The organism is Bacillus vallismortis (assembly GCF_004116955.1).
GTDB classification, from domain to species: Bacteria; Bacillota; Bacilli; order Bacillales; family Bacillaceae; genus Bacillus; species Bacillus vallismortis.
Map to the genome: position 1 here is coordinate 2,935,228 of NZ_CP026362.1, position 13,381 is coordinate 2,948,608.

16 protein-coding genes and 1 pseudogene are annotated in these 13,381 nt (G+C 39.6%); 6 read left to right on the plus strand and 11 right to left on the minus strand.

The features are described 5' to 3' along the window. Nucleotides 1-22: 22 nt before the first annotated feature. Entirely contained in the window at nt 23-664 is a 642-nt protein-coding gene (ydfI, locus tag BV11031_RS15480) for a two-component system response regulator YdfI (RefSeq protein WP_010331165.1), read from the minus strand. After that, a complete protein-coding gene (gene ydfH, locus BV11031_RS15485; protein WP_026014574.1) occupies nt 657-1,817 on the minus strand; it encodes a two-component system sensor histidine kinase YdfH in 1,161 nt (386 codons plus the stop codon). The genes ydfI and ydfH overlap by 8 nt, the downstream gene beginning before the upstream one ends. A 321-nt stretch (nt 1,818-2,138) precedes the next feature. On the opposite strand from ydfH, the gene BV11031_RS15490 reads away from it, so the two are divergent. The 3 genes and pseudogenes from BV11031_RS15490 to BV11031_RS15500 all read left to right on the plus strand — a co-directional run bounded on the left by BV11031_RS15490 (nt 2,139) and on the right by BV11031_RS15500 (nt 3,014). Continuing rightward, nucleotides 2,139-2,309: a hypothetical protein gene (locus BV11031_RS15490; protein ID WP_010331168.1), complete on the plus strand. Its 171-nt coding sequence runs from the start codon at nt 2,139-2,141 to the stop codon at nt 2,307-2,309. Continuing rightward, nucleotides 2,306-2,481, plus strand: a pseudogene (locus tag BV11031_RS15495) (hypothetical protein). Before BV11031_RS15490 ends, BV11031_RS15495 begins: the two are co-directional and overlap by 4 nt. Before the next feature lie 89 nt (nt 2,482-2,570). Beyond that, the gene (locus tag BV11031_RS15500) at nt 2,571-3,014 is read left to right on the plus strand and encodes a carboxymuconolactone decarboxylase family protein (RefSeq protein ID WP_010331170.1); all 444 of its coding nucleotides are present in this window, start codon (nt 2,571-2,573) and stop codon (nt 3,012-3,014) included. A 39-nt stretch (nt 3,015-3,053) separates the two neighbouring features. Here BV11031_RS15500 and BV11031_RS15505 read toward each other — a convergent pair whose 3' ends face one another. Continuing rightward, a complete protein-coding gene (locus BV11031_RS15505) occupies nt 3,054-3,740 on the minus strand; it encodes an ArsR/SmtB family transcription factor (protein WP_010331171.1) in 687 nt (228 codons plus the stop codon). Between the two features lie 90 nt (nt 3,741-3,830). Here BV11031_RS15505 and BV11031_RS15510 point away from each other — a divergent pair, with 90 nt between their 5' ends. Beyond that, nucleotides 3,831-4,454, plus strand: coding sequence for a flavin reductase family protein (locus BV11031_RS15510; protein WP_010331172.1), 624 nt, complete (start codon nt 3,831-3,833; stop codon nt 4,452-4,454). A gap of 124 nt (nt 4,455-4,578) precedes the next feature. Here BV11031_RS15510 and BV11031_RS15515 read toward each other — a convergent pair whose 3' ends face one another. The 5 genes from BV11031_RS15515 to BV11031_RS15535 all read right to left on the minus strand — a co-directional run bounded on the left by BV11031_RS15515 (nt 4,579) and on the right by BV11031_RS15535 (nt 8,804). After that, nucleotides 4,579-5,361: a GNAT family N-acetyltransferase gene (locus BV11031_RS15515; protein ID WP_010331173.1), complete on the minus strand. Its 783-nt coding sequence runs from the start codon at nt 5,359-5,361 to the stop codon at nt 4,579-4,581. Nucleotides 5,362-5,545: 184 nt separating this feature from the next. Further along, on the minus strand, nt 5,546-5,965 hold the full coding sequence (arsC, locus tag BV11031_RS15520) for an arsenate reductase (thioredoxin) (RefSeq protein WP_010331174.1): 420 nt from the start codon (nt 5,963-5,965) through the stop codon (nt 5,546-5,548). A gap of 24 nt (nt 5,966-5,989) precedes the next feature. Beyond that, nucleotides 5,990-7,288: an arsenical efflux pump membrane protein ArsB gene (locus BV11031_RS15525; RefSeq protein WP_010331175.1), complete on the minus strand. Its 1,299-nt coding sequence runs from the start codon at nt 7,286-7,288 to the stop codon at nt 5,990-5,992. Between the two features lie 12 nt (nt 7,289-7,300). Further along, a complete protein-coding gene (locus tag BV11031_RS15530) occupies nt 7,301-7,615 on the minus strand; it encodes a metal-responsive transcriptional regulator AseR (RefSeq protein ID WP_041952623.1) in 315 nt (104 codons plus the stop codon). A gap of 316 nt (nt 7,616-7,931) precedes the next feature. Continuing rightward, complete coding sequence (locus BV11031_RS15535) at nt 7,932-8,804, minus strand: YitT family protein (RefSeq protein ID WP_010331177.1); 873 nt, start codon at nt 8,802-8,804, stop codon at nt 7,932-7,934. A 208-nt stretch (nt 8,805-9,012) separates the two neighbouring features. Between BV11031_RS15535 and BV11031_RS15540 the strand changes: the two genes are divergently transcribed. Continuing rightward, nucleotides 9,013-9,687, plus strand: a complete 675-nt coding sequence (locus BV11031_RS15540; protein WP_010331178.1) for a hypothetical protein — start codon at nt 9,013-9,015, stop codon at nt 9,685-9,687. 395 nt (nt 9,688-10,082) lie between these two features. Here the strand turns inward: BV11031_RS15540 and BV11031_RS15550 are convergent, their stop codons facing one another. Continuing rightward, a complete protein-coding gene (locus BV11031_RS15550) occupies nt 10,083-11,435 on the minus strand; it encodes an IS1182 family transposase (protein WP_010331179.1) in 1,353 nt (450 codons plus the stop codon). A 296-nt stretch (nt 11,436-11,731) separates the two neighbouring features. Between BV11031_RS15550 and BV11031_RS22670 the strand changes: the two genes are divergently transcribed. After that, the gene (locus tag BV11031_RS22670) at nt 11,732-11,908 is read left to right on the plus strand and encodes a hypothetical protein (RefSeq protein WP_010331180.1); all 177 of its coding nucleotides are present in this window, start codon (nt 11,732-11,734) and stop codon (nt 11,906-11,908) included. A 404-nt stretch (nt 11,909-12,312) separates the two neighbouring features. Here the strand turns inward: BV11031_RS22670 and BV11031_RS15555 are convergent, their stop codons facing one another. Both BV11031_RS15555 and BV11031_RS15560 read right to left on the minus strand, forming a co-directional pair. After that, on the minus strand, nt 12,313-13,089 hold the full coding sequence (locus BV11031_RS15555) for a sulfite exporter TauE/SafE family protein (RefSeq protein WP_026014575.1): 777 nt from the start codon (nt 13,087-13,089) through the stop codon (nt 12,313-12,315). Between the two features lie 61 nt (nt 13,090-13,150). Then, complete coding sequence (locus BV11031_RS15560; RefSeq protein WP_010331182.1) at nt 13,151-13,378, minus strand: sulfurtransferase TusA family protein; 228 nt, start codon at nt 13,376-13,378, stop codon at nt 13,151-13,153. Nucleotides 13,379-13,381 lie beyond the last annotated feature (3 nt).

Consider the following 13,381-nt stretch of genomic DNA (forward strand, 5'->3'; position numbering starts at 1 on the left):
TGGGCAAATTTCAAATTTGATGTTATTTGTCTAATGTCAGAATGCCTCTTTGCATGGCAATCGTCACGGCTTCCGTTCTTGAGTTCGCGCCTAATTTATTGTAAATGGACGTTAGTCTAGACTTTACTGTTCGCTCAGAGACGCCCAAATCAAAGGCGATCGCTTTGCTTTTGAGGCCTTTAGCAATTGCTTTCAAAACAATGACTTCCTTTTCTGTCAGCTGCGTATCACTGCTCTGCTTTTTCATCCGCTCCAGTTGGATTTCTTGCAGACGTTTTAAGATATCAGGCTGCAACAGCACGTTTCCTCTTATTGCTGCATCCATTGTATGAAAAAGGGTTTCTGAACTCGTATCCTTCAATAGATATCCTTTCGCCCCTAATTCAATTCCTTCGATCATGAGATGATCTTCATTATACGTAGTCAAAATAATGATGGGGATGTCGTGTTTTTCTTTGATTTGTTTAATGGCTTCTAACCCGCTCATCTCTGGCATATACAAATCCATGAGAATAACATCCGGTTTTAATTCATCTGCAAGGCGGATTGCTGATTTGCCGTTTTCCGCCTCTCCTATGATGGTGTAGTGATCATTCGTTTCAATTAAAAGCTTCAGACCTTCCCTCACCACAAGGTGGTCATCAACGATTAAAACCTTATTCATCTTGCATCTCTCCCTGAATTGGCACTGTGATCTCAATTTGTGTTCCTTTCGATTTTGTGCTCTTTATATTGAATTGGCCTTTCATTGTCCTGACGCGTTCTTGTATGCCGAGTAGCCCATAATGTCCTCTCTTTTTCTTGCCCTTTTCAACATCAAAGCCTTTGCCATTGTCTCTAACCGTTAAATGGAGTCTCCCGTTATCATCCCAAATGGATACCGAGATCGTATCTGCTTCAGCATGCTTTGCTGCATTCGTTATGCACTCCCCAATGATGTAGTAACAGTTTTCAGCTGTACGAACGTCTAACACCTGATGTAACTTGTAGTCTAAAACCCCACCCATGCCTGTCGACTCTTGAAAATGATCCATTAGTGAAGTTATTCTTTCTTTTAAAAAAACGATTTCTTCCGATTTGCTGCGCAGATCGTCAATGGCTGAACGCGCGTCCGCTAATGTCCCTCTCACTCTTTTCATTGATTGTTGAATGATTTCTTTTGCTCTCTCTGTGTTGCCTTTGGCGAGATGAACATGAGTAGCGTCCAGCTGCATATTTAAACTAACCAGCCCTTGAGCAAGCGTATCATGTAAGTCCCGGGCCATACGCTGTCTTTCATTTTGCAGCGTCAGCTGTTCTACCTGCTGATGAGCCAGCTCAAGCCTTTCAAGAGTCAGCTGCGCTTTTATTTTTTCATCGACTTGGGCGAAAAATGTAGCGGCATATGTGATAATCACGGTCATAATAGGTACCGCTATGACAAGAAAATGCAAATATTCACCTTTGTGAATATGATATAGTACATTGATTGACAGCAGAAGCAATAAATAAAGGATGAGGAACGTCTTTCTTCTGTCCGCCATTCCTATAATCTGTCCGATCAAAAATGCATAAAGGCCAATGACGATCAGTACCAGAAAGTCAGTCATGAGATTAGCAAGCGTAAAAGTGATCAAGCCTTGTATTACGAAGTACAGAATCACCTTTTTCTTAACCCAGCGATATGAGTGCCAATGCAACAAAGCAAAGATGGCGGCCAATACCGCAAACACATTAAGCAATAAAATGGACCAGCTCCCATACAGAAATTGCAGCACGATAGAGGCTACATAAATCATGAGGATAAAAGCCAGGCCAGGCACTCTGAGCGCAAGCATATTTAATGCCCGTCTATCATGTAAGTAGTATTTTTCTTTGAAAGGATTCCTCAAACCGCATTCACTCCTTTAACAGTTTAACCGAACAGAGACTAATGAAAATCGATACCATTTCAATAACGTGCAACAACCATTTATCCAATCATTTTATAGGAAAAGAATGAACTCAACAATACCAAGTGCACTGAACCATTAGGTGTTCCCGGCATATGTTCATTGCCCAAACGTACATAAGCGTTCTGCCTTTATGTACGTTTTATCTTTTCAAATGTACATTTACAATAATAAAGAACTCACTATTCATTGAAGGAATGATCATTATTGAAATCACTTGATCTCACCATTTTATCATTAAAAAGAAAAGGCATCCGAACTGAGAAAGTGTTAAAAAATCAGTGCCTTGATCAATTAAGCAAGGTGAACGAAAAAACAGACAAGCATACAAACAAAAATGCTCAATCCAAGAGACTGCGTAAGAAAAAAGAGGAATGAATATGTATTGGATTTTAGGGGCTTTTATATATTTTCTGATCGGTATTTGTATATTCATTGGAATCATTAGAGACAGTCACTCGGGCTCATGGATACTCCTTGCATTAGCGGCTCCGCTCACATTGTTGGCTATCCTTACTTTTATTCAAAGCAGCTTCTTGCCAAAAGATAGTCAAATAGCCGCCATAAAAACTGCTCATTGGTAAAATGATGAATATCGGAATACAATTTATGTATCTTAAGAAAAAGGAGTCTTGCCTTATGAGTCAAAGAGTGTCTTATTATGAGGTTGCACCTGAAGGTATGAAAGTCATGATGGATATGGAGAAATACACGAAACAATCTTCAATTAACCGAACGACGAGAGAGCTTATCAAAATCAGGGTTTCTCAAATAAACGGCTGTGCCTTCTGCATAGATATGCATACTTCGGATGCTCGAAAAATGGGCGAAACGGAACAGCGGATTTACTGTTTACACGCTTGGAATGAATGTGATTTTTATTCACCTGAAGAGAAAGCAGCACTCGAACTATCTGAACATATCACGCTCATTCCATCTAAAAGAGTTCCTGAAGAGCTATATCATCGAGTGCGGGAACATTATGATGAAAAACAATATGTTGACCTAGTTCTCATCATCAATCAGATAAACAGTTGGAATCGCATCTCTATTGCAATGGGGAATCAAGCAGCTTCTAGATAATGAGAAAGAGTAAGATTTTAACGAATCTTACTCTTTCTCCTATCCCCAAATATTCACTTTAAAGTATTTCTCAAACGCGTTTTTCCCGCTTTGTGTAATCCTAATCGCTCTCGTTTTCGGCATACGAACGACCCATTCTTCTTCTAACATTCGAACCATTAGGGCGTTTCCTAACGCCCCTGCAATATGATGCTGCCGCTCACTCCAATCCAAACAGCAGCGGGCAAATGCTCTCCTCTTACTTCGCTGCTGCTCTTCGTTGATGCCTAAATTTGAAAAGAACAAAGAACCCTCTGACGTCACCTCAAAGTTTACATCGACTTTTTTTATTATGCCCTGCTCAACTAGTGAATTTGTCATTTGCACGCCCACATAACCTGCCAGATGATCATAACAAGTGCGGGCGAAATGCAGGTCTCTTTTCTCTTTTGACTCTTTTAAAGATTTGACTTGAGATTTAGGCGCAATATGAAGCAATTGTTCGATTAAATTTGCTGCATCTGAGTCAGACAATCTGTAATACCTATGTCTTCCATGCTTCTCTACGCTGATCAGCTCTTCTTCGAGCAATTTTTTCAGGTGAAAACTTGCGGTTTGAGGTTTAATGTTAGCAAGATATGCAAGCTCTCCCGCAGGGTGTATCCTTCCATCCATTAGGGTGAGTAGAATGGATGAACGCGAGGGATCAGATAACAACGAAGAGATTTTTGCGATATTAGGATTCATGATTTTTCCTCCTTACATTCATATTTCGATGATAGTTGAAATGTTAAACCTTTACAATATGAATGTAATGATGACAAGGAGGAATAAGCGTTGGACATTGAAAAACAAGACACTCTTCATTTTAAAGAAATCAAACCAAAAATCATGTATTATGGTAGCTCAACATTTCTTCTGACAACATTGAATGAGGATGGTACAACTAATATTAGCCCCATGTCTTCTTCTTGGGCTCTGGGAAACTATATTGTCCTTGGAGTAGGCCTAGGGGGGAAAGCCATTGAAAATTTGGAAAGACACAAAGAATGTGTCATAAACTTGCCTGGCCCGGAATTATGGGAAAACGTTGAAAGGATTTCGTCTTATAGTGGAAAAAAGAATATACCGCCTTTGAAGAAAAAGCTCGGATTTACATATAAAAAAGAAAAATACGAGTCAGCAGGCTTAACACCTTTACAATCAAAGACAGTTTCACCAACACGCATTAAAGAATGCCCTATTCACATTGAAGCTGAAGTAAAACATATTCGGATTCCAGAATATGACCCGTTATTTGCAATTGTAGAGACACAGGCATTACATTTTCACGCCGAGGAAAGGATCATATTGAATGAAAACCACATCAATCCTTCAAAATGGAGTCCGCTTATTTATAATTTTAGACATTATTTTGGCTTAGGAAAAGAAATAGGAAAGACCTTTCGTTCAGAAACTTGACCTTTTTAACGTTTATAGACCAAGCTGTGACTTGGTCTATTTTGGTATCTATGGAATTATCCTTTTTACCGCACAACGCATTCATAGACCCTCATGGGGTGCACTTCATTTTAATTCTCCTTCATTACGATTTTCCAGAATAAAAAATAGAGTATTCGGTTTTTGCCTTAAAGCCTAGTTTAGCTGCTAATCTAAAGGAAGATTCGTTGTTAACATCACAATCCCAACTAGGCACCATTTCATTTTTTAGACAAAAGTCGATAAACTCACTTCCCACATAATAAGCTAAACCCTTGCCTCTGTATTCTTCAAGTGTATAGATATCCATTTCTGCACGATTATGTCCTAAAAATATAGATGTACACTCACTAACAACTTGATTGTCATGTAATACGGCAAATCCGAAACCTTTTGAAGAAAATTGCGAAACAGAACCCCAATAGTCCTCATAATATGTTTTGTTAAATTCCGTGCTGTTTGAGATAATGTCTTCGTCTATCCTTTTTAATACAAACCCCTTTGGAAGTTGTAATTCCGTTATAGACGGTTTTTGCTGAAAAGAAAATGCGGCTCTTTTCATGTGATTCAATTCGTCTTTCAGGATTGTTTTCATGACGCTGTCCCATGTATCGCTAGAACTAAACAAGGTAAATCTTTTTGTTGATTTCACTTGTTTTTCATAATATTCAGCAACGAAATCATTGAAATCTTGATTACCCTCTTCTCCCGCAATAAAGTAAATTCCTGATTCAGTCCCTATCAAAAATGATTTAGGGAAGGTGTGTTCATCCACATAAACAACTCCCGGAATGGTTTGTTCTACTATTGAATAGACAAATGTTGGGCAATTTTTTTCATGAAACCATGTTTTTAAGCCTTTATATGTTTCTTTTGTTACCTTCTGCAAACTGACAACTCCTTTAAAACAGCGTCTTCTTCATGATTCTGTTCACAAAATCAATTTTCCTCTGTCACAAGCTAAATACCTTCCCTTTTAAGCGGACAATTCATGGATCATAGACAAGTTAAACAAAAACAGGTGTCTGCATTCAGCTCGCAGACACCTGTTTTTCATTACACACTGTGCATATCTATTTCCCAGTTTCAGCAAACTGTTTTAAGCGGTCTCCAATTTCATCACGCACCCTTTGGAAAAACGCCCATTTTTCTTCGTCCGTTCCTTGCGCTTTTGCCGGATCATCAAATCCCCAATGCTCACGTTTGACATGTGAAGGCGTCACTGGGCATTTGTCAGCTGCATCACCGCAGAGAGTCACAACCAAATCAGCATTGTTTAAAATGTTCAGGTCTATCCTATCTGAGGTTTGATTGGAAATATCGATTCCTGCTTCTTTCATCGCTTTGACAGCATTAGGATTTAACCCATGAGCTTCGATTCCCGCGCTGTACACGTTCCACTTGTCTCCAAGGTATTTTTTTCCCCATCCTTCAGCCATTTGGCTGCGGCAAGAGTTTCCAGTGCATAAAAAGTAAATGGTTTTCTTTGACATGTTTATCTTCTCCTTTTTGAAACATTAATGGATGATCATCAGCCACATATACAGGCCGACAAGTGTAATCAATAACGTTGGGATTGTCAGAATGATTCCTGTTTTAAAATAAGTGCCCCAGGAAATCTTCACACCTTTTTGTGAAAGGACATGTAGCCATAATAGTGTCGCCAAGGATCCAATCGGCGTTATTTTAGGGCCTAAATCGGATCCGATGACATTGGCATAGATAAGCGCTTCTCTCATCATCCCATGTGTATCTGTGCCGGCAATAGCCAATGCATCAATCATGACAGTCGGCATGTTATTCATAACGGAAGAAAGAATCGCCGCGATGAAGCCCATTCCAATCGTCCCCGCAAACAACCCTTGATCAGCCAAGGCTTGAATCACGCCTGAAAGGACATCTGTCAACCCGGCATTACGGACACCGTACACAACAACGTACATGCCGATTGAAAAGAACACGATAGCCCACGGCGCTCCTTTCAGCACTTGCTTGGTGTGAACGGCTGGGCTCTTTTGTGCAGCAATTAAGAAAAAGATGGCGACGATGCCCGCTACCACTGATACGGGAATAGAGAAAAATTCACTGGTGAAATAACCAATTAACAGCAGCCCTAAGATATACCATGATAGTTTGAACATCTTCTGGTCTTTTATTGCCTCTGCAGGTTTTTTAAGCTCAGTCAGATCATAACGTTTAGGTATGCTTTTTCTGAAGAAAAGGTAAAGTACAATGATACTCGCCAGTAGCGAGAATAAGTTCGGCACAATCATTCTGGATGCATAATCAATAAACGTAATATCAAAATAGTCCGCTGAAACGATGTTGACCAAATTGCTCACGACGAACGGCAGCGAAGTCGTATCTGCTATAAATCCGCTGGCAATGATAAAAGGAAAAACTAATTTTTCATTGAAATGCAATGCTCTGACCATCGCTAATACAATCGGTGTCAATATAAGAGCCGCACCGTCATTTGCAAATAATGCGGCGACGATCGCTCCTAATATCGCTACATAAACGAACATCCGAACACCGTTTCCTTTTGCAGCCTTCGCCATATGAAGCGCCGACCATTCAAAGAAACCGATATGATCAAGGATTAACGAGATAATAATGATTGCCACAAAAGCCAATGTCGCATTCCAAACAATGCCTGTCACAGTTATTACATCTTGAAAATTGACAACGCCGGCTATTAAAGCTAAAACAGCCCCTCCACAGGCTGACCACCCAATAGATAAGTTTCTCGGCTGCCATATGACCAATACTAAAGTGAATAAAAATATGGCTACCGCCAAAATGATTGAAATCATTCTATTACCTCCTTACTTGCAAGATGACTGAGTTTCCCTTTTTTTCATCAGCAGTAACAATTCGTCCTCCTGATCGATTTGATGCAAGATCAATTGCAATGTATCAAATTCCGGACATGATTCATTGATTGAATAATAATGCCATTGCCCTCTTCTGTCCTCGTTCACAAATCCCGCGTTCTTTAATTTTCGCAAATGCTGGCTGATGGCTGGCTGACTCATATCGAACATATCAACCAATTGACAGACACAATATTCTTTTTCAAAAAATAATTTCATCATCATAAGCCTTGTTTGATCACTAAGTATTTTTAAACAGCCGGTCATCGCTGCCACTCCTATTTTTGTATCAGCAATCAAATGAACTCCTCCTTTAACCCAATATATAATGGAATCATGATATATTGGCCCAGTGATCATACCCCCAATCAAAAAGAGGCACTGTCCCTGCAAAAAAATAAACATTACGTTTTTCACAACATCATTATATAAGCTTTCACTTATATAATCAATTGATTATATTTACCTAAACAAGAAAAAATCCTGCTTGAAGAAAACAGGATTTCAACAAATCATGAGCAAACAGCTTCATAAGGCTCGTCAAACCATATGATGGCTGCTCAGCTATTCGTCACTCTTTTTTCTAATGATGATTGACCCTTCTAAAATTGCTGCCCTTCACTTCTGCTACGTCATATACGGTAACAAAAGCGTTTTTATCAATGTCATTAATGATTTCTTTCAGCTTGGTTTCTTCTAACCGGTTGATGACACATGTGATTTCTTTGAATTTCTCATGGGAAAAACCCCCGTAAGCTTCTTTATATGTAGCGCTTCGGCCTAATTGATCACGTATAGTCTCTACCATCAGTTCAGGTTGGGTTGTAATAATTTGAAACATTTTAGAACCGCTTAAGCCTTCCTCCACGACATGAATGACTTTGGATGCAATGTAGTAAGCAATGACTGAAAGCAATGCTCCTTGCAAGCCAAATACGGTGGAAACAAAAATAAACACAAAAAGGTTTAAGAATAGAATGAGATCGCTCGTTCCAAATGGCAGTTTTCGGGACAGCAGTACTGCAAGCATATCAATTCCATCTAATGCGCCGCCATTACGCAGCGCCAGCCCCATTCCAAACCCAAGGATAATCCCGCCGACAACGGTTATCAACAAAGTATCCCCTTCGATGATGGCTGGAGTGTGGTGCATAAAACTTGTACCCGCAGCAAGTGATGCGATTCCGATAATTGATAATAATGCAAAGCGTTTCCCAATTTGCTTATATCCTAACCAGACAAACGGAATGTTGATCGCAGCAATCAGAATCCCCAGCGGTATATTGAACAGCTGTGACCCAACAATGCTGAGGCCTGTCACCCCTCCATCAGATACGCTGTTTGGAATGAGCACCGTTTCCAGTCCATATGCCGCTATGATTCCTCCGATTATGACCATGATGACTTGCAGGATGATTTTCGCCTTGAATTTCTTATGTTTCTCGTTTGTATTCATGCCATTCCTCATTTCATATATTATGTTATATTTAAATATAACATAATATCATTTTTTGGCAGAAAACTTGCTTTTATGAAAAGGATTTGTCAATCAAGCAGTCTGCTTCCGCCGTGCTCATTAGCACAATATTGTCTTGATCGCTGATCAAAAATGGATTTCATTATTTCCCGATATGTATTTATCAATGATGGAGAGGAATGAAAGAATGAGGAAACTCGGAAAGATATTTTACTGCAATGCCGCTCTGCTGCTGCTCGCCTTATTGCTTGCTGGATGTGCGGGCAGTAAGAATGTAGAATCAAAACAAACTTCAAATGATGAAACTGCTGCACAAACTGACGAAAATCATCATGATAACGAAGACAGCAACAAAATAAGCAAAGATGAATCAGAGCCAACAACGGGATCAGAAGAATCCACAACAGGTGAATCAGATGACACCTCTTCAGAAAAAGCAAAAAATGAGGAGAAAGATAATGAAGACACTGGATTGGCAGCGTATTCTTCTGAAAAAATCGAATATGCCCGTGTTTGGCTGCAGCTTGGGCCTAATCAAGAGATAGATGAATTAAATGTTCGGCACATTTCAGCCGGTGAACCGATCAATCCTAATGATGAGACAAGTGCCAGCTATCCAGAAGATGTGATCCAGTTGGCAGGTTCTCGATTAGTCGATGGATCAGTCACTTATCATGGTAACGGGGATGGCACGATTCATGTATACAATGTCCCTTTACGCTGGGATTCCGCTGATGATTTAGATCAAGGGGTTATGCGGGAAGTGACTGAGAATATCATGAACAATAAAAAAACAGTGTACGTAAAGACAGGCGACAATAAAAAAATCAAACGGCTTATTGACATGATGGTTATTCATTAAACAGCAATCGAAAAAGAATGATATATTCATATGGAACAAAGTTTGGAGTGTGATCACTTGCTGAAAAATCTACCGGTTCTATTAGCTATCCTTACCGTTGGAAACATTCTAAATGTGATGAGCCTTACCCTAGAATTATCAGAGACTTTTCACTGGATTGTATTATTAAGGTGTTGCATTATTATTTTATAGCGCCGTATGTTTAGTGGCGTACAATCTGAATCAAAAGCTTATATCTCAGAAATAAGTGAATGATGTCTTAAGAAAAACAAGCATGTAATATAATGCTTCAGCTTGTAGAGAAAACGACGTTTTTTCTACAAGCCTTTTTTGTTTTCTGCTGTTTCTTTAGTTGTTCAGCGGATTTCAAAAACTGAAAAAGAGCTCCCACATACCTAGCCCTGCTTAGCTAGGTATGTGGCAATCTTCTTCATGTTCTGGCATGCGGCTGTGAGGAGAACTTGTTCACTCACATTCCGTTTTCCCCTCAACCTGCAATAGCGAAGCCCATGCAGCTGTTTTGAATCTGCAAAGCTTCGCTCTATTTTTTCTTTTCTTTTTTTATAGAGGGTTTTTCCTGAAACAGATAAGCGATTTTGTCTGACCTTTTCTTTGTGGTCCTCCCATACATGCCGGGTGATGACCTTTTGGCGGTGCTTTGATCTTGTGCATTGTTCAAGCAATGGGCACGCGGAACAGGTTTCAGGATTTGATTTATATGACCGGTAGCCTTTTCGGTCAGTTGTTGAGTATGTAAGTGTTTGCTGGTTCGGGCAAATGTATCTGTCTTTTTCACTGTCATAATGAAACTTCCATTTTGGAAACAAGCCTCTAGTAGGGTGATATCGTCTATGCGCAATAACGCCAAAAATATGGCGGTCAGCTAATCCTTTACAGATCGGAGTCGTCAAATAACCAGAATCAAGAGCGACGGCTTCTACTTCAAAATCAAATCGTGCAATTTGGTGATCTAATCGGTCAAGATAAGGCACAGAATCATGGACATTTCCAGGCGTAACATAGGCGTCGGTGATAATGTTATGTTTCATATCCGTTGTTCGGTGATCTAAGTAAAAGAAACCCTCCGGTTTGTTTTCGCGATACATATAACCACTTTCCGGATCAGTGGTACTGTGGCGGATCTCTTTTTCAGCTTTCACCTCCTCTTTGGCCGGTAATGGCTTTTTTCCGTGCTCCTCTCGATCTTCTTGAATGGCTTCATTTAAATCTTTGATATAGTTTTGTGTATCCTGTTCAATCGTTTTTCTTGTGTATTTGTGCTTGTTGGCATTGGCTTTCAGATGAGTTGAATCAGTGAAAAGGACACGTCCGCCCACCATATCATGATTGATGGCCTGAAGAACGACCTCATCAAAAATGTCTTGGAAAATCGTTGTATCTTTAAAGCGTGTGCGTCTGTTCCAGCTGATGGTGGAGTGGTGCGGAACTGGGTCATTGATATTCAGGCCCAAAAACCATCTGTACGCCATATTGTAATAAATTTCTTTTTCAAGCTGTCTTTCTGAACGGATACCGTAGAGGTAGCCGATAAACATCATTTTGAATAAAATCAGCGGATCGAGTGAGGGGCGGCCTTTGTTTTCGCTGTAGTAAGGCTTAACCTTTTCAATGATAAAAGAGAAGTCAATGTGTTTATCAATTTTTCGAAGCAGGTGATCCTCTTCGACGAGTTGGTCAAGCAGAACAAATTCAGCTGCGTTTTGAGAAGAATTTCTTGTGTGGAACATGAGAAAGACACCGTCCTTTTTAGTCTTTCTTTTATTTTATTACAGAAGAATGGATATTTTAAGGAAAAATAAAGGCTGTCGAGATTTTCTCGACAGCCTGAAGCATGTAATATAATGCTTGTTTTTCTTCTAGCTACTTCCTCAAACTCTGACTCCATAGTCAACCTTGAAGTGTTAAACTCCGGTTGAACTTTCGCAAACGGCTTCCATCATTTCTTCTCTCTCCCCTTTTGAGATGCATGAACCAACATCATAATGTATAATTCTTCCTACCTGCTTATAGGAGGCATTACATCATGAAAATAAGAGTTACTGGAATTTTAATTGGCATTACTTTATTTATGACTGGTATTCTTTTGCCGGAAGCAAAATTTGATTATCCTCAGTACATTAGTTTTGCCGGAGCTTTTATAGCATCATCATCAATTAGCAGTCTTATGAAACTGAAAAAGCAATCGGCAACGAATTCTTAAACTTTCCTTCCTAAGAGTTTAAAACGAATGTTGTAAGGTGGAATAAAAACCGTTAAAATACCAAGGGCGTTATACCCCTTGGTATGATTGATGTGCCCCGGGGGGATCGTATTCTCGACAGGCTATTGCCCCACTATGCCCTGCCTGGCTAATATTGATCAGGTCCAAACGCTTTTGATATCAAGCGTTGGAAGCCATCCTTGCAGTCATAACAACCAGCTCATTTTTATTGACTTATGAAATGTAATCGTGAAGGTATGGACCTTTTTATTTTCTGAACGGCTGTCCTACATGCAAAAAAGCTGGAAACCACTAAATCAAATGCTCTTCAAAGCATTATCATCAAAGCTTGCCCAAACCACCATTATCAAAAAGAATGTCATCCAGCACTTGAAGCGTTTATATCAAAGGAACCCTAACCAGATTTTAATGGCTGTCGCTGAAATGAATAGCGCTAAAATCCATTGCAGAAATGTTGTATTTACCTTTTGTCCAACTTTTGCGCCAATAGGAGAAGCAATTACACTAGCGATCATCAAAACCAGAGCTGGCATAAAAAGAACCTGGCCTGTGATTACCTTTCCAACTGTCGCGCCAATAGATGATAGAAATGTAATCGCAAGAGATGAAGCGACGGTGATTCTCACCGGAATCTTTAAAATCAATAACATAATGGGAACGAGGATAAAAGCGCCGCCAGCTCCTAAAATACCTGATACTCCGCCAATAATAAAGGCTAAGAATGAAGCTAACCATTTATGAATTATGACTTCTTCGCCTTTTCTATGTTCATGTCCTTTTTTAGGCATAAACATTAATATCACAGCTATAATAGCCAATATTCCGTATATGAAGTTCATTCCTTTTTCAGATATAAGATGCGAAAAGTAACTCCCCAGTACACTACCTATAAGGATACTGCTCCCCATATAAATGATTAATGGCTTATTCAAAAAACCACTCTTACGATAAGCCCATACACCGCTAAGTGTCGCGAAGAAAACTTGAATCGTTCCTATCCCTGAAACTTCATGGGCTGTTAATGACGTCACTCCCACTAAAGCAGGAATGTACAATAGCATTGGATAATGAATAACAGATCCCCCAATACCGACCATTCCGGAAATAAAAGCACCAATAAACCCTATCATGAAAAGAGTGATCATAAAGGCCATATCCATTTTGGTTTCCTCCTTTTCAAAGGAAAAGGGTATCTTTATATTCGATACCCTTTCACATCCATTAGCCTTTTTTAATCCAGAATTTCAGTACATCGCCTTCTTCAGTTTGCTCTAAAAGGTCATGCCCGCCTGATTTAGACCAAGCCGCAAGATCACTTTTAGCACCCTTATCTGTTGCATGCACTTCTAATATTTGACCTGATTCCAGTTCATTCATCGCTTTCTTCGTTCTCACAATCGGCATAGGGCATGCCAGTCCTTTTGCATCTAATACTTTATCTGATTTCATGTT